General features: G+C 59.9%; 13 protein-coding genes and 1 pseudogene. 8 read left to right on the top strand and 6 right to left on the bottom strand.

From position 1 onward, the window contains the following. Positions 1–157: 157 nt before the first annotated feature. Positions 158–1,669: an ATP-binding protein gene (locus tag CTP10_RS32730; RefSeq protein WP_116323922.1), complete on the top strand. Its 1,512-nt coding sequence runs from the start codon at positions 158–160 to the stop codon at positions 1,667–1,669. 922 nt (positions 1,670–2,591) lie between these two features. Here CTP10_RS32730 and CTP10_RS32725 read toward each other — a convergent pair. After that, positions 2,592–3,605, bottom strand: coding sequence for an AraC family transcriptional regulator (locus CTP10_RS32725; RefSeq protein ID WP_116323931.1), 1,014 nt, complete (start codon positions 3,603–3,605; stop codon positions 2,592–2,594). Positions 3,606–3,793: 188 nt separating this feature from the next. On the opposite strand from CTP10_RS32725, the gene CTP10_RS32720 reads away from it, so the two are divergent. Both CTP10_RS32720 and CTP10_RS32715 read left to right on the top strand, forming a co-directional pair. Continuing rightward, entirely contained in the window at positions 3,794–4,645 is an 852-nt protein-coding gene (locus CTP10_RS32720; protein WP_271816234.1) for a TauD/TfdA dioxygenase family protein, read from the top strand. A gap of 9 nt (positions 4,646–4,654) precedes the next feature. Then, positions 4,655–5,215: an RBBP9/YdeN family alpha/beta hydrolase gene (locus CTP10_RS32715; RefSeq protein ID WP_116323930.1), complete on the top strand. Its 561-nt coding sequence runs from the start codon at positions 4,655–4,657 to the stop codon at positions 5,213–5,215. Positions 5,216–5,696: 481 nt separating this feature from the next. Here the strand turns inward: CTP10_RS32715 and CTP10_RS32710 are convergent, their stop codons facing one another. Continuing rightward, a complete protein-coding gene (locus CTP10_RS32710; protein ID WP_116323920.1) occupies positions 5,697–6,695 on the bottom strand; it encodes a tripartite tricarboxylate transporter substrate binding protein in 999 nt (332 codons plus the stop codon). Positions 6,696–7,491: 796 nt separating this feature from the next. Here CTP10_RS32710 and CTP10_RS41360 point away from each other — a divergent pair. Then, positions 7,492–8,497 (top strand): annotated as a pseudogene (locus tag CTP10_RS41360) (MFS transporter). 167 nt (positions 8,498–8,664) lie between these two features. On the opposite strand, the gene CTP10_RS32695 reads toward CTP10_RS41360, so the two are convergent. Further along, the gene (locus CTP10_RS32695; protein WP_116323919.1) at positions 8,665–9,570 is read right to left on the bottom strand and encodes a LysR family transcriptional regulator; all 906 of its coding nucleotides are present in this window, start codon (positions 9,568–9,570) and stop codon (positions 8,665–8,667) included. Between the two features lie 102 nt (positions 9,571–9,672). Between CTP10_RS32695 and glaH the strand changes: the two genes are divergently transcribed. Next, positions 9,673–10,602, top strand: a complete 930-nt coding sequence (gene glaH, locus CTP10_RS32690) for a glutarate dioxygenase GlaH (protein ID WP_116323918.1) — start codon at positions 9,673–9,675, stop codon at positions 10,600–10,602. A gap of 108 nt (positions 10,603–10,710) precedes the next feature. Beyond that, positions 10,711–11,898 (top strand): alpha-hydroxy acid oxidase, encoded by a 1,188-nt coding sequence (locus CTP10_RS32685; protein WP_116323917.1) that lies wholly within the window; start codon positions 10,711–10,713, stop codon positions 11,896–11,898. Positions 11,899–12,110: 212 nt separating this feature from the next. Here the strand turns inward: CTP10_RS32685 and CTP10_RS32680 are convergent, their stop codons facing one another. Next, positions 12,111–13,091, bottom strand: coding sequence for a quinone oxidoreductase family protein (locus CTP10_RS32680; RefSeq protein ID WP_116323916.1), 981 nt, complete (start codon positions 13,089–13,091; stop codon positions 12,111–12,113). 155 nt (positions 13,092–13,246) lie between these two features. Next, positions 13,247–13,414, bottom strand: coding sequence for a hypothetical protein (locus CTP10_RS32675; RefSeq protein ID WP_158577777.1), 168 nt, complete (start codon positions 13,412–13,414; stop codon positions 13,247–13,249). 323 nt (positions 13,415–13,737) lie between these two features. Here CTP10_RS32675 and CTP10_RS32670 point away from each other — a divergent pair, with 323 nt between their 5' ends. Beyond that, entirely contained in the window at positions 13,738–14,532 is a 795-nt protein-coding gene (locus CTP10_RS32670) for an SDR family NAD(P)-dependent oxidoreductase (protein WP_116323914.1), read from the top strand. Between the two features lie 116 nt (positions 14,533–14,648). Here the strand turns inward: CTP10_RS32670 and CTP10_RS32665 are convergent, their stop codons facing one another. Beyond that, a complete protein-coding gene (locus CTP10_RS32665) occupies positions 14,649–14,768 on the bottom strand; it encodes a hypothetical protein (protein WP_233528485.1) in 120 nt (39 codons plus the stop codon). 115 nt (positions 14,769–14,883) lie between these two features. Between CTP10_RS32665 and CTP10_RS32660 the strand changes: the two genes are divergently transcribed. Next, a complete protein-coding gene (locus CTP10_RS32660; protein ID WP_116323912.1) occupies positions 14,884–15,897 on the top strand; it encodes a zinc-dependent alcohol dehydrogenase family protein in 1,014 nt (337 codons plus the stop codon). Positions 15,898–16,366: the final 469 nt, after the last annotated feature.

Here is a 16,366-nt window from a genome sequence, read left to right as displayed (position 1 = left end):
CATTGTTGTATCTTATAGGCAAAATCGTAATATACGCGTCCTCGGAGCTCACCGGCTTGATGGAGGGAGCTGGGTTTCCTCGGCCAAAAGCGTTCTTTCACCTAGCTTTGCGGCCAATAACGCTTTAAGATACACCCGTGTAACTAAACCAGATACTATGACCACTTGGGAATTCTACGGACGGATGGGCACGCTGGAGACGCTGGACCGGATTGTCCATGGCCCAAACTGGTTCTTCTGCCGTATCCAAGGCCGACGACGCATTGGCAAGACGACCCTGCTGCGTGAGCTATCCAAGAGCGAACCGTCGCTACTCGCCCGGATGGTTTACATGCAGATACCAGACTCGGACGAGCGAGATGTGGCGACTGGGTTCCGCCGGGCGCTGGAAGACTGCGAATCCGAGATCGCCAATGCACTAGCCCCGCAAGTCACTGATTTCGCCTCGATGGCCGGCGTGATCGGCCAGCTATGCCGTCGCGGCCTAATCGTCGTGTTGGACGAATTCCAGTATTTCACGCAGGCGAGGCTCTACGCCTTCAACTCCTTCCTGCAGGAGCAAGTGGACCGGCTGCGCGATACGCAAGGGGGCGGGCTATTTGTCCTTGGCTCTCTGCAGTCGGAAATGAGCGCGCTCCTCGACGACAAGGGTGCGCCGCTCTTTGGGCGGCTCACTGCGACGATCGATCTGCAGCACTGGGATTTCGAGGACTTGATCGAGGTGTACCGCGCACACGATATCCGCGACCCGCACCATTGGCTCACGCTCTGGGGCTTCTTCGAGGGCGTTCCCAAGTTCTACCGGGACGCGTATGACCAAGGCCTGTTTCAGGTGGGCGCCCGGTTTCAGGAAGCCTTGCTCGAGCGGATGTTCCTTCGCGAAGGCAGCCCTCTGGCCGAAGAGGCAGACACATCCTTCCTTCGTGAGGTGAAGGGCAGACTGCTCTCAGTCCTAAATTTCCTCGCGGAACATCCAGGCTCGAGCCACGGGCAACTGGTCAGCACACTGCTGCGGGATGAAGACGAAGCGTCGTTGAAGGTGACAGTCAAACGCTTGGTCGAGAATTACCATATGGTCGACAAGCGCCACCCGGTGTTCTCGGAGAGCAAGAGCCGCAATTCCCGCTATTACATCACCGACAACTTTTTGCAGGCGTGGCTGTCGGTCGTGAAACCGGCGCGGGACGCTTCCCGTATGCGCCCGCTATCGAAAGCGATCGATCTGACGCTCCCTCGTCTGCACGGGCACGAGGGATACGCGTTCGAGAAACTGATTCGTCAGTTGCACGTAGAGTGTTCGCGAAAGGGCGTGGGCGATTTCTCGCTGACCTCCATCGAGCTAGGCTACTGGAATCGGCCGCGAGACGAACAGAATGCGATCGAGATCGACATCGTTGCACTCGACGAGGATGCGCGGCGTATCCGCTTCGGCTCGTGTAAGCGTAGTGCAAGCAAGCACATCCGCTCCTCGCTTTCCGAATTTGAGCGACACATCGAGCGATTCATGTCGACAAAGGAAGGGCGCCGGGTGAAAGGGTGGACGTTGACCAAGGCGCTGTTCTCGCCAGTCTTTTCTGACGAAGAGGCTCGGGTGCTGACGGCCGCCGGCTACCAGTGCCTAGACTTGCCGGCGTACGTCAGGATGCTTACGTCTTCGCGGTCGGTGTGATGCTCGGGCGGGCCCTAGCTGTTGACCGCCCCGGTGCTCTCGTCGTACAGCCTGTCTGCCAGCAGCGGTAGTGGATCCGACCCACTTGAACGCCAATGCCCGAACCCGGTCTGGTGAACCGGGGATGTCAACAGGGGCTAATGGGAGAAGCGGCGTAAGAAATGCCGCCGTGGAGGGGCGCCGTTCCGGAGTTTGGGTCTGAGCCCTATCCGGCATCCCTCATGTGGCGACCGTGTGATATGCGCAACTCACGGCCCCCCGCGGACAGCCCGGCGACTTTCTGTCGTCACGGCGGCAGTCCCACTATAGACGAATTCCGGAGCTTGGACGCCTGAATTCAAGGATGCGTTTCAACTGGTGCATGAGTTCGATGACGGGGCGGCACCGGCCAAGAACCGTTCGCCCGCGCTGCAATGGACAGGGCGCTCCGGAAGGCACCCAGAGTTTCACGCCGACGCTATACGACCTGGGCGCTCCCGTCTGGCAACGGCTTCTGGCACTGGGCCATCGACCCGAAACTTGCTTGGCAGCCGGCAGCGCGATTTCGACCGCCTCGGAGTAGGCCCCGGCCCGGTCCCTGGCAACAATCTCGATCGATGGGTGCGCACGCATCCACGCGGCCACCGAAGTTCCTTCCCTGCCTCGAACACTTCGATCGGCTCACGCAGAGCCACAACTCACTCCGGTGATGGCAGCGTCTGAGCGATCAGCGATATGCCACGCGGCTGGCGCTGTACGAGCCGGTGATGGCGCTACGCGCCCAGGGCGGCACGATGAAAGGAATCGCGCGCCAGATCTCAATCAACCATCGGTTAGACCAACACACCGCTCCGGCTAGCGAAACGAAGCACTTCCGCGATCGGAACAAACATGCGTCTGTATGCAACCTAGCTCATGCTCTGCTCGCCCGGGCCAGTGCCGTCTATCGACGCACTGTGCCGCGCGCGGCCCGACTGTTCTTGGGACTACAACCAAATTGCGCGTGATACCAGCGCGAGAATCCACTCGGCGCAGAAAAACCGAGCAACGTCGCCACCTCGGTCAACGGACGATCTGTCTCGATGACATGACGCGCGGAGAGTTCCGTGCGGATGTCGTTGACGATTGACGAGAAGCTCTGCCCCTCCTCTGCCAACCGGCGCTGAACCGTGCGGCACACCATGCCTAGGTGGTCGGCCGCTTGCTCGATGCTGCAACGCCCGCTGGGCAAAAGCAGCAGAACAATGCGCCGCACATCCTCAACCATTGTCACCTGCTGCGACGTGGCAGAGGCGTCTATCAACTGCTGCGCGTAGCGCGCCATGGATGGATCGGCAAACGGGTTGCGAGCTTCGAGATCGGCCTTCGCGCAGATAATGCAGTTGAAGTCATAGTTGAACTCGACGCACGAGCCGAAAAACCGTTTGTGCACACTCAGGTCGCGTGGCGCCGTATGCTCAAAGCATACACGCCCCGGCTCCCAGTCGGGTCTGTGGAGCTGGCGTATCAACCGCACCATGACGCCTAGCGCCAGTTCCACCCGTTGACGTGTGGGCTCATGCGCATTGCCAGCCATTACCACTTCCCGAATAATCGCCAGATCGCCGCACTCCTCGATTGCCAGCAACAGCGCGCCGTTCAGCAATGCTTGATAGCGCATCAGCATTCGAAGTGAGTCGCCTAGCGTCGCCTGGTCGCGGATCAGCAATCCTACCGGCCCAAGATTGGACAGCAGGCGTGACTCGGCCATGCATAGCCCAAAACTCTCGTTGCCCGACATGGTTGCGGACGCCTGAAGCAATCGTCCGACACGCTCCACAGGTATCTTGAGGTCCGGCTCGCGCAGTACGTTCGGACTTAACCCTGCATCAAGGAGCATCCGTGCCGGATCCAGTCCAGCAGCACGAGCGACCTCGCTGTAGTTGGTGAGGGCTGCAGCACGGACAAGTGACGACATTGAGGAACCTAAATATAGCTGTGACATGAAATGATAAATGCTTGTCACGCACTTTCAAGCGGGAGAAGCCAGAAACATCCAAACTCACAAGGGTCGATCGGCCTAATCTATCACTGGAGACAACCATCATGAATCACACCCCAATGGCGGCGCCCGCAGTGGTCCGCGCCACCTCTCTGAGCAGCTCGATCCGGGTCGAGGCTCTGACTTGCACGATCGGCGCAGAGCTCAGCAACGTCAACCTGGGAACGGCTGCCGAGGACGACCAGCAGATGGCGGAGATCCGGTCACTGCTGCTCAAGCATCGTGTGCTGTTCTTCCGCGACCAGGACATCACGCGCGCGCAACACGTGGCATTTGCGAGCCGCTTCGGCAAGCTGGAGGACCATCCAGTGGTGGGCAGCCATCCCGATCACCCGGGACTGGTGCAGATCTATAAGACCCCGGACAGCCCTCCAGATCGCAACGAGAATTCCTGGCATACCGATGCCACCTGGCGCGAGAAGCCTCCGCAAGCCTGCGTTCTGCGCTGCATTGAATGCCCGCCTGTGGGCGGCGACACAATGTGGGTCAACATGGTCGACGCTTATAACCAATTGCCCGAGGAGATCAAGACGAAAATCGCCACACTGCGCGCGCGCCACAGCATCGAGGCGAGCTTCGGCGCAGCGATGCCGATCGAAAAGCGTCTTGCCCTCAAGGCTCAATACCCCGACGCCGAGCATCCAGTGGTGCGCACCCATCCGGAAACCGGAGAGAAAGTGCTGTTCGTCAACGGAAGCTTTACGACGCACTTCACCAATTACAACGTGCCGGCCAACGTACGCTTCGGATTGGACAAGGCGCCGGGCGCCAGCAATTTGCTTAACTATCTGGTCAGCCAGGCCAACATCCCCGAATACCAGGTGCGTTTCCGTTGGAAGAGAAACAGCGTTGCGTTCTGGGACAACCGTTCGACCCAGCACTACGCAGTAATGGATTACCCCCCGTGCCACCGAAAGATGGAGCGCACCGCCATCATGGGTGACGCGCCATATTGAATGCTCGACATGAACCCTACGACACCAACCGTTCTGATCGTCCCCGGCCTGCGTGACCATGTGCCGGAAAACTGGCAGACCCTCCTGGCGGCGAAGCTGCCTCGCGTGGTCTCCGTCCCCCCGCTTGAGCAAGGCAAGCTGAGCTGCGCTGCCCGGGTCGATGCGATCGAGCGGGCCCTGGCTACCATCGAGGGGCCGGTCATCATCGTGGCGCACAGCGCAGGCGCGATGATGATCGCCCATTGGGCGGCCCGAGGCGCCAAACGCGAGATCCTCGGCGCACTGCTTGCAGCACCCGCGGACCTCGAGACGCCCATGCCGGCAGGCTCCCCGACGACCGACACGCTGCACGACAACGGCTGGCTGCCGATTCCTCGCGCCACCTTGCCGTTTCCGAGCATCGTTGCGGCAAGCAGCAACGATCCCCTGACGCGTCTCGATCGCGCCCGTGACCTGGCGCAGGCGTGGGGAAGCCGCTTCGTCGAACTCGGGGAAGTCGGGCATCTGAATCCGGCTTCCGGCTATGGCGAGTGGCCGCAGGCGGAAGCGTTCATTCGCGAGCTCTCGTGATCGAACCATGGCCTAGTGCCATCGGCCGGGAATGAAGGACAGGGCCGGCGGCTATTCCAGACGACAGTGCCCCCACGGACGACTGGCCAGACGCATTGGCCAGTTTGCCAATGCGCACCTGACGAGCGTGCCACAGTTACCATCCAGCCAATTTTTTCAGCCGAGGTAACTGCTGTACCACCGGCGACGGGCGAACAATCTGCGCCACGAACTTCGTTTTCCAGTCATGATGCCGGATACGGAATGACAGCAGGTAGTAGCGCAGATATAGTCGACGGCGCCAACGGTCCGTATCACCCGGAAGGAACCAAACCATCGCGCCCGTCTCCATGCGTCAAATCATGGCTACTGATTTGATTTCCGCCAAGAGTCAGTTGGGACGAAAGCCCTGCTCCCCTTCCCCGATGAGAACTCGCCTGATCAGCGACACCGCACGCTCGCATCGGAAGCCAGTGGCGAATTGACTTATCGCATCTTCTTATTATTCCGGCTGGTAGTTAATGGACTTCAGCAGCGCGGCCTGTTGCTGGTATGCCTGCTTCAGCTCCGCCATCATCTCATCCGAGGTGGCGGGATCGCCCTGCTCCATGCCCATGTCCTTGATGCGATTCTGCACTGCGGGTTGCTTGAAGAATGCCAGCGTGGCCTCGCGGATTTTTTGCTGGACCGCCGGGTCAACATCCGGGCGGGACCACACGGCGAACCAGCCTGCTTGCGCCAGCTGCGGATAGCCAAGCTCCTTGAACGTAGGCACATCCGCCAATCCTGCAATCCGGGTCGGATAGGCCACCGCAATCGCTTTGATCTTCCCTGCTTTGATCAGCGGCAGCGAGGTAGTCACCCCATCGAACATCAGCGGCACGTGGCCACCCATGAGGTCGTTCAATGCCGGAGGAGAGCCCTTGTAGCCCACATGCCGCATTGGCATATGGGTGAGTTGTCCGAGCAGTATGCCCGAGGTGTGGCCCTTTAATCCGGCAGCGTAGGAAGCGAATACGAGCCCGTCCTTTTGCGATTTGCCGTAGTCCACAAGTTGCTTCAGGTTGGAGACAGGAAGATCCTTGTTGGCGACCAGCACCAACCCCGTTCGGCTGATCTGGGCAAGGGGCTTCAGGTCGGCAAACGGCTTGTAATGGACCTTGTAGGCCAACGGGGCCTCGCTCACAACACCGCCCTGGATGACCAGGAGGGTATGACCATCCTTGCCAGTGGACTGCAAGTCGCTGATCGCCAGCGCACCAGCGGCACCAGGCTTGTTCTCTACAATGACCGGCTTGCTCCATGGCCTATGCAGGCCTTCCGCCAGCAGCCGCGCCAGTGCGTCAGCGCTGCCGCCGGCAGGCCCCGCCACCACCAGGCGGATCGGCTTCGTTGGCCAAGCCTGTTGGGCCGCCTGAGCCGCGGGCAGCCAGCCGGCGACACCAACACCCAACGCCAAGGCGTATCCGCGCCACCATAAGTTGTTGGCCTGCATCTTCATTTCTGTACCTCTTGATTGCTACTTTGCGTGTTTGGAAAGCTTCGTCGAAGACGGGGCCGAGGGCGCACCGAGTTCCAGCCGTTGCTCTTCTTGCTGATCCGCTCCGGTAGGTCGTTGCAAGATGAACCGCAGCCCACTCTCATGGGCGGCCGATTGCACCACTGTCCACACGCGTGAGGGCGGTTTGCCTATTTTTTTGTATTCTCGGTTCGCACCACGTCAACCGGCTTAGCCGATCGCGACATGCTTTTACCAATTCGCGCAGACAGAGGGAAAACCCTGAGAGATATAGGCACAAGCGACTTCTCAACTCACGATGAACCCGGCCCCCGTGATGATCCAGTGTTTCCTGCGTCAGCGACTTGTCACAAGAAGCCAAGTCAAAGGCGCGCAAGGTAAAGCGGGAAGTAACGCCACGCAGGATGATCCGGTGCGAGCGGTTCTTTTTGAGGATCGCCTTGTCCAACGTGCAGCAACCGCGCTCACAAGACCTCGATCCGTGCCTGTCCGAGCCGCAGCAAGCTTCGGCTTTCCGTGTACATGCGATTGGGATCGAGGGCAAGACGAGCTAACTTCAGCGCCACCACGCAAGCCATCGAGATGCATGGAATAAGCATCGAATTTCAAAGCGCACGGCGACACAGCGTCCGACGACGCTGCCGGGCAGTAGGAACCACATTCACTCCTGACTAAGGAATCCTTGCTTTACACCGACGACACAAAAGCAGGCGGCATGAGTAGTCATGAGTTTCGAGAATCATTCGAGGAGGCAGAATTGAAGTATACGAGTAATCCGATGCCGATTGAGTCGGCTGCGACTCGCAGCGGTTCCAGAGCTTACGCGTGGGTGGTGTTTGCCTTGATGTTTTGCCTGATGCTATCTGACTACATGTCGCGGCAGGCAATCAATGCCTTGTTCCCGCTCCTAAAAGTGCAATGGCAGATTTCTGACACACAGCTCGGCTCGATCAGCAGCATCGTGCCGTTGACAGTCGGAGTGCTGACCCTCCCCTTCTCCATCATCGCGGACCGTTGGGGACGCGTTAAAAGCATCGGGCTGATGGTTGCAGTGTGGAGTGTTGCCACACTCGGGTGCGCCATCGCCAGCAACTACCACGAGATGGTCGTCGCGCGCTTTTTCGTTGGTGTCGGCGAGGCTGCCTACGGAAGCGTCGGATTCGCTATGCTCCTGAGCATCTTTCCAAAGCATATGCGGTCTACCATTGCCGGCGGTCTTACGTCGGCGGCCGCATTTGGGTCGGTGCTCGGCGTTTCGCTTTCCGGCCTCATTGCGACGCACTTTGGCTGGCGCTGGTCGATGGGTATGATGGCAATCCTCGGCTTTGTGCTGGTGATCATCTATTGCGCCGTGGTCACAGAAAAGCAGCGGGAATTCGCTGCTTAAGCGGTGGAACATGGCCATTGGTTATTGCCTTGTGCTTGGCACGCTGCTTGCGGTCGCGTTCCGCTTGCCACATGGCAACTTGCAACTGGCGTTCCTCGTACCCGGGGTGTTCTTCCTCGCCAGCTCGTTCGGCACCTGTAGCGCGATCATTGCCGGCGCCACACCGCCAGCCATTCATGGCTCGGTGTTTGCCACACTGACCTTGTTCAACAATATTCTAGGCCTCGCCGCAGGCCCCTTTGTCATCGGCATGGTTGCAGACGCGTTTGGTCTTGAGGTCGCCTTGCGCTGGCTCCCGCTCTCGGCAGTTCTGCCCTTTACCGTGTTCATCATTGGCCGGTGGTGTTACGTCGCGGAAAAGGCGCCTGGCAGCGCCAGATTCGGCATGAGCACCTGACGCTGGCGGTTGCGCCCTGCGGCGCCGTCGACAAATTGCAGTCGACACGCAATCCATCGTCCCCACGATCCCTCATCTCGGGGACGATGCCGCATCCTGCGATCGGCTCAAGGTGGAAGTGCGGGACGCCCCTCCATGGGGCCTACCTGCAACATCAGTTGGCAGGCCTAGGATGCACGGCCACTGAAAATCTCAGTGCCGAGTTTCACGAATGCTCGTACCGCTGGCGATACTTCTCGGCGTCTGTAAGCCAGCGCCAGGTTCACGGAGAGCTTAAAGTCGGCGATCTGCTTGTAGATGGCACCTGGCTGGGAGAAGTTCTGCATTGACTCCGGCACGATGGCCACTCCGTATCCCGCGGAAGCCAGGCAAATTGCAGAGATGAAATCCTGGACACGATATTCCAGATGGGGCGTGAACCCTCCGGCTTTGCCCAGGGCGGATAACGCAGACCCGAATCCTTCCTCTTCTGCAAACTGCGGGACGATGAACGATTGATCGGCCAGCGCGCGCGCTGACACCGTCCCTTGCCTTGCGAGGGGATGGCCTTCTGTCATTGCCGCCAGCAGACGTTCAGTCTGCACGACCTTCGTTATCACGCCGGCCGGGCAGAGCCGTCTCGGCCTGACGATTCCCACATCAATCTGCCCATCGCTGAGTGCTTCGAACTGCCTCGGCGTTTCCATTGGCACGACTTCGAGCCGCACCATTTCGTGTGATTTCCGAAACTCGCTCAGCATCGTGGACAGCAGGCCGCTGCTTACGCCAGATGCCACATAACCGACACGGATGACGCCAGCCAACCCTCTGGCAGCCAGGCGTCCGACCTGGTCGGCTCGCTCAATGTGCCGCAACGCAGCGACAGCCTCGGCATGGAACAAGTGCCCCGCATCGGTCAGCGACACCGGCTTCCTTTTGTTCCGGTTCAAGAGCGTAACCCCCAGATCTTGTTCCAGGCGCTGGATCTGGGTGCTGAGCCCCGACTGTGCGACACCCAGGCGATCTGCCGCCTTCGCAAAGTGAAGTTCTTCCGCCACGGCGAGAAAGCACTGCAGCTGGCGAACGTCGATCATTGTTTTAATCCAAATCTCGGAACAAAGATTACAGGTTCATATCTGGATCATATCAAGAAATCCCGATGAAATAGCGTCATACCACATCTCAGAGAACGATCGATGAATGCCCCGCTTCCAACAGCATTGCTTGGCCGCAATGACGCGTCCCGCTTCCAATTGTCCGCCCACCCGGATCACCATCGCATCCTGCATGTGACCGTTGGGCGTCAAGCCCTCCTTGGATTTCTGCAGGACGTACGCAAGGTCGATGTTCAGAACCTCGAGTATGTGCCCTTCATGCGCTACAAGCTCGCGAGCACGCTCGCGAAACATGTCGGCGAGGACTTCGCGACAACCATCAATGACATCGTGAAGGACCGGCAGCATGGTGGCTTTACGGTAGGACTCCAGGGACTGACGACGGACGCCGACGATTTCGTTCGCTTCGGCACGGCCATCGGGCACCTCCTGGGCCCCAGCAACCACGATGCGATGTCGGGGACTTACTATGCCCGCTTCGTGGTCAAGCACACGGACAACAGCGACTCCTATTTGCGCCAGGCCTATCGACTGTTCACGATGCACACCGACGGCACATTCGTGACCGAAGCGACGGACTGGCTGTTGATGATGAAGTTTGCAGAACAGAATGCCATTGGCGGCGAGTCCCGATTCCTACACCTGGACGACTGGGAAGACCTTGATCGCTTTGTCAGTCATCGTCTCGGGACGCTGCCTTTCCTCTACAAGGCACCTGGATCCAAGAATGTCAGCGACAGGATCGAGCGTCCGGTCTTCTTTCAGAACGAGTTTGGGTTGTCGATGTCCTTCATCGATCAGTTTGTACAGCCGCGCAATCGCGAGGAGGCGGCATTTCTCAACGACCTGTCGACTTCCATGGAGGCCTCATCGGGAACAAAGGAAGTGTCACTGCCCGTCGGCGATCTGGTAGTGCTAAACAACTACTTCTACGTCCATGGTCGTGCGCCGTTCAAGAAGAATGAGGCGCTGTTCCGTGAGCTGATGCGTCAGCGCGGGACGTTTGCCTGACTGCTCAATGGAATCCGGCACGACAGTGGTTGGGTCTAACAGACGCTTCAAATCAAGATGACATCTCGAACAGAAGTTACAGAAAGCCAGGTAGCTCCGGGCGCTGGAATGCCTGCCAAGCCTGCCTATGGCGCCAACCCTCAGCTTCCTCGACGACTACGCTCCATCCTCTCGCTTGCCGATTTTGAAGTCGCCGCAAAGCGAGTGCTTCCGCGCCCGATCTTTGGCTATATTGCCGGCGCCGCGGAGGATGAAAAGTCGCTCGCCGGCAACAGGACGGCATTCGACGAGGTCAAGTTTCGTCCCAAGGTCCTTGTCGACGTGTCTGGAAGGTCGCAAGCGACGGAGATCTTCGGGCAGCGTTACGCGTCTCCCTTTGGGATAGCGCCCGTCGGAATCAGTGCGATTGCCGCGCTGCGTGGTGATGTGGTTCTGGCGCAAACAGCGCGGGAAGAACAGATACCCGCAATCATGAGTGGCACGTCCCTGATTCCGATGGAAGTCGTTCACGCTGCCGCGCCAGGCACGTGGTTTCAGGCGTATCTGCCTGGCGATGCCACGCGGCGGGACGCCCTGATTGAGCGGATTGGGGCGGCCGGGTTCGCTACGCTTGTCCTGACGGTTGATATTCCCGTCTGGGCCAACCGGGAGAATAACGTCCGTACTGGCTTCTCGTTGCCTTTACGGCCATCTCTCCGCCTGGCGTTCGACGGCATGTCCCGGCCGCGTTGGCTGGCGGGAACGTTCGCCAGAACGCTCCTCTCAAGTGGGATGCCGCATTTTGAGAACTCCTTTGCGACGCGCGGCGCACCGATCTTGTCGGCCTCAGCGATTCGGGATACGACCGGGCGTGATCACCTCAACTGGACCGATATCGAACGAATCCGGCAGAGATGGCGCGGCAACCTGGTCATCAAAGGCATCTTGCATAAGTCCGACGCCGAACGCGCTGTCGCCCTGGGCGCCGACGGCATCATCGTCTCGAATCACGGTGGCCGCCAATTGGACGGTGCCGTGGAACCGCTGGCAGTGTTGCCGGAAATTTGTGAAAGCGTCGCGCACAAGACGACCGTCATGATGGACAGTGGTATCCGGCGAGGCGGTGATGTTTTGAAAGCCCTGGCATTGGGAGCCCGCTTTGTCTTCCTAGGACGGCCTTTTATCTACGCTGCGTCCGTTGGGGGAGCTGAAGGTGTTCGCCACGCCATCACCCTCTTGCGCGATGAGGTCGATCGAAACATGGCTATGCTCGGGGCGCAGACCCTCGCTGACGTAAATAATGGCGTCATCGTCTAGTCCGACGCGCCATGGAAGCTCCACCGGGCGACTTCGCACCGGTGGAACGTCTTCATACACGCCCCAGGCTCAGTCAAGTTGAGGTCTGGTTCGCCCGCATGAGCGCCACCGACAGCGGATCCGGAACAACCGGGTCCGTCTGCCATATCACCGGGGCTACGTGTTGCAGGCCCAACCTGCCTGGCTGTTTGCGGTTCCCGAAAGGGGAGCTGTCAAATCACAAAAATGGAGGAGCCCGTGGTCTTTCGAGCCTCCAGGTCCCGGTGTGCCTGCACGGCATCTTGCAGGGCATAGCGCTGGTTAATCCCGATTTGGATGCGGCCAGCTGCCACATGGCCGAACAGCTCGCCGACCAGTTCTGCCTTCTCGGCAGGATCGGCGATATAGTCGGCCAGGCCCGGGCGCGTCAGGAATGCCGAGCCTTTGCGGGCCAGTATGGCCGGATCGAACCCGGTGACGGGGCCAGAGGCGAAACCCACGCACACCAGCAGGCCGCGGCGCTTGAGGGAGTCCAGCGAGGCCATGAAGGTGTCCTTGCCCACGCTGTCGAAGACCACGTTCACGCCCACGCCATCCGTCAGTTCCCGCACGCGCGTGGCCACGTCCTCATGGCTGTAATTGATGGTGTGGTCACAGCCATGGGCGCGCGCGACTTCGGCCTTGGCATCGGTAGAAACCGTGCCGATCACCGTTAATCCCTGCAGCTTGGCCCATTGCGAAATGATCAGGCCGACACCGCCTGCCGCGGCATGCAGCAGGATGGAGTCGCCCGCCTTGAAGGGGTAGATCCGGCGCATCAGGTAGGCCGCTGACAAGCCCCGCATGGTCATGGCAGCCGCGACTTCGCAACTGATTGTCTCCGGCAGCTTGATCAGCGGATCGGCAGAGATCAGCCGCTCCGTGCTGTAGGCACCCAGCGTGTTGGTAAATCCCGTATAAGTCACACGGTCGCCGACCGCCAGATGGGTGACGCCGGCACCGACGGCTTGGATAACGCCGGCGGCCTCGTTGCCGATGCCGCTGGGCAGCGGGACCTTGTAATTACCGCTGCGGAAGTAAGTGTCGGCAAAATTCAGCCCTACGGCCACGTGACGGACGCGAACCTCTCCGGGTCCCGGGTCACCCACGCTAACTTCCTCGAAGCGAAGGACCTCGGGCCCGCCTGTTTCGTAAAACTTAACGACTTTCGCCATCCCGTCTCCTGTTCTCTAGCAAGTATGAAAGCTCAGCTGCGGCTGGCCGCTGGAGCTCACCAAAGGAAAACCCAGATTGAATCATCCGCCCCGGCGTCATTCTCCGCTTTCCCTTGCGCGCAGCGGACTTTCCTTTTGATGACAGCAATCCGCTATCACAGGAACACAGGATCCTCGACTACCACAGCTTCGATCCGGACGGTCGTGTAAGCAAAGCCGCGCCATGTGCCGGATTTACTGTCCACCCCACCACCGCCCGACGGGGTCATATTGACTTTCGTGAGAGCGCGCAACGCACGGTCGGCCTGCTGCGCGTCGTCCAAATCTCTCCCGAACACGGATATACTGACCTGAACGCCCCCGTCGATCGGCACATGAGTGCCCCGGTCGCACGGCAGCACGCCCTACAGGCGCATTCACGACGAAGTGAGGGTCGGCGGCACACCGCGGCGGCTCGCGAAAGGCGCCGTTCATCGGGATTCGAGCATAGCCAGACAGAACTCTGGATGCGCAGCAGCGCGACCCGAAAAATACAGTCGGTATTGAACAGGAAGATCGTGCAGCGCCTCGGCATCAAGATGGACTGAACCCGAGGCAGATTGCGCAGCATTGCCCTGATAAAACGACATCACATAAAGGAATGAAAATGACCGATGGTTTTGACACGGAGTTTTTCGCCGAGCGCTTCGGCCTGCGAGGCCTGACGGCCATCGTCACGGGCGCTGGCTCGGGACTTGGGCGGCAGGCGGCAAGGACGCTGGCCGCCACCGGCGCGCATGTCGCCCTGCTGGGCAGGCGACCGGAGGCGCTGCGGGAAACCGCGAGACTGATTGCCCAAGTCGGCGGTACAGCGCGGGCGTTTCCCGTCGACGTTGCTGACCAAGAAGCCGTGCACCTCGTCCTGGATGAAATCCAGCAAAACATGCCGCCACTATGGGCGCTTGTGAATAATGCAGGCGTCGGCGGGCGCTCGACGCTGCTCGACGTGGACGCGAAAATGTTCGACCGAGTATTCGACGTGAACACGAAAGCCGCATTGCTGATGTCTACGGCCTTCGCTCGCCGCCTTATCGACAAGCAACTGCGCGGACGCATCATCAACATATGCTCGCTCGCTGCGCAGACGCACCCGCAGTACCTCGGCATCTACGGCGCCAGCAAGGCAGCGCTGGAGCATCTGACCCGCACCATGGCCCACGAATGGGCACGCCACAGCATTAACGTCAATGCCATCAGTCCTGGCTACATCGAGACTGACATCAACCGCGCCATGTTCCTGACCCCCGCGGGCAAGAAGATCGTTGAGGGCCTGCCTCGCCAACGCCTGGGCACTACCGAAGCACTCGATAGCGCGCTGCTGATGCTCGCCTCGCCGGCCAGCGCATTCATGACCGGTGCGACGCTTGTCGTGGATGACGGCCAACGCTTCAGCATCGGCTAAGTTCAGCCACCCCTGCTATTTCGTGACACAGCGATCGATACGGTCGCTGAACCAGATGATTCCGCAACAGACATCATCCACCAACGCAGGGCAGGTCGTCCCCTCCCTTGGAATGCTCAGCTATCGGGTTCTGGCACAACCAGCCAAAGCTGCTTGTCCACCATCACGACTTCGTAGGTGGGGATACGCATATTCGCAGAAGCGGTGCACTGGCCGCTCCGAATATCAAAGCGCAAGCCGTGTGCAGGGCAGCTGATTACTGGGCCCTCACAGCCACCAGATATTGTCGACTTTAATAATACTCAGGTGCTAAACTCAGACCGTATTTTTGTCGGCGACCTAAGGAATACCATGACTTCCGCTAAAGCCGTATACCTCGATCCGCCGGCCGGTTTCGAGCACATTGTCATCGGCGAAGCCACGGCCGCCCCTCCGGGTCCTGGCGAAATCGCCGTCCGCATACGTGCGAGTTCGCTCAACTATCATGACTACGCCGTGGTTTCTGGCCGCCGGGGCTTGACGGAACGGCGTATTCCGATGGCAGATGGCGCTGGGGAAGTCACAGCCATTGGTGCGGGCGTGAAGGCATTCTCGGTCGGGGACCATGTCGTCAGCACGTTCTTCCCGACGTGGCATGATGGAGAGCCGCCGGTGTGCGATTTCGCTACCGTTCCCGGGGATGGCGTCGACGGCTTTGCGCGGGAAGCCGTGACGTTGCCCGAAGCGTGCTTCACGCACGCTCCACACGGCTACAGCCATGCTGAAGCCGCCACTTTAACCACGGCCGGCTTAACGGCCTGGCGGGCATTGTTTGTCGATGGCGTCTTGAAACCGGGAGAGACCGTGCTGGTGCTCGGCACCGGCGGCGTATCAGTCTTTGCCCTGCAATTCGCCAAAGCGGCCGGCGCGCGGGTAATTGCCACCTCGTCCTCGGACGAGAAGCTTGGCAGGCTTCACAAACTTGGCGCAGATTGCCTGATCAACTATCGCAAAACGGCGCATTGGGGCGAGACCGTACGCGAGATGACAGGCGGCGTTGGCGCCGACCATGTAATCGAGGTTGGCGGCGCCGCAACCCTAGATCAGTCGATGGCGGCAGTCCGTGTCGGCGGACATATCGCCGTGATCGGCTCATTGGGAAACCCGACCGGGCCGGTCACCGTCACCCAGATGCTGCGCAAGCACCTGCGCCTGACCGGTCTGCTGGTGGGTAGCCGCCGACACCAACTTGACATGGTGCGCGCCCTGAATATCTCCGGCATCCGCCCGGTCATTGATCGGCACTTTCCGCTGGAAGCGATGGTTGACGCCTTTCGCTACCAGGAAACAAATCAGCATATCGGCAAGATCGTGTTGGATATTTGATCAGCGGCTCGGATGACCGGCACCACGATGTCTTCCCGGGCCGCAGCACACGCGCGCATCTGCCTGGCAGAATCCGCGTACACGCAGGGGCAGTTGTGAACCATCCACATCCGAGCGGCAAACATGCGCCGAAAATGCGCTGTATCTGGAGCTCCAGATACCGCTCAGTATCCCGAGTACCGTTTTATGTGGGGTGAGCGCCGTTCGGGCGCCAACGGACGAGTTTGAAGGGCCAAACAACTCGGCATATTATCTGTCTGGACGCTATGCATGTACGGCGTCTGGGCGGTGAACATGCAGATCCCACTGCGAACGGTATCGAGTGCCGAGAGCTACGTCGCGAATCGCGAATGGCTCATCGCGCGTTTGGACCGTTGTCCGTTGCATCCCTCTGGCGGTTGCTCGTTTGCTCGCCATGGCACCTATCGGCGTGCGGCACCATCAGGGATGCGCATTGCCAGGTGGTACT

The organism is Cupriavidus sp. P-10, assembly GCF_003402535.2.
Classification (GTDB): Bacteria; Pseudomonadota; Gammaproteobacteria; order Burkholderiales; family Burkholderiaceae; genus Cupriavidus.
This window is presented reverse-complemented; position numbering and strand designations above follow the sequence as displayed.

Coding starts and splice junctions, on each gene's coding strand:
- CTP10_RS32715 (WP_116323930.1), top strand. CDS start 4,655: ATGAACCCTACGACACCAACCGTTCTGATCGTCCCCGGCCTGCGTGAC.
- CTP10_RS32730 (WP_116323922.1), top strand. CDS start 158: ATGACCACTTGGGAATTCTACGGACGGATGGGCACGCTGGAGACGCTG.
- CTP10_RS32685 (WP_116323917.1), top strand. CDS start 10,711: ATGCCTGCCAAGCCTGCCTATGGCGCCAACCCTCAGCTTCCTCGACGA.
- CTP10_RS32695 (WP_116323919.1), bottom strand. CDS start 9,570: ATGATCGACGTTCGCCAGCTGCAGTGCTTTCTCGCCGTGGCGGAAGAA.
- CTP10_RS32725 (WP_116323931.1), bottom strand. CDS start 3,605: ATGTCGTCACTTGTCCGTGCTGCAGCCCTCACCAACTACAGCGAGGTC.
- CTP10_RS32680 (WP_116323916.1), bottom strand. CDS start 13,091: ATGGCGAAAGTCGTTAAGTTTTACGAAACAGGCGGGCCCGAGGTCCTT.
- CTP10_RS32660 (WP_116323912.1), top strand. CDS start 14,884: ATGACTTCCGCTAAAGCCGTATACCTCGATCCGCCGGCCGGTTTCGAG.
- glaH (WP_116323918.1), top strand. CDS start 9,673: ATGAATGCCCCGCTTCCAACAGCATTGCTTGGCCGCAATGACGCGTCC.
- CTP10_RS32710 (WP_116323920.1), bottom strand. CDS start 6,695: ATGAAGATGCAGGCCAACAACTTATGGTGGCGCGGATACGCCTTGGCG.
- CTP10_RS32670 (WP_116323914.1), top strand. CDS start 13,738: ATGACCGATGGTTTTGACACGGAGTTTTTCGCCGAGCGCTTCGGCCTG.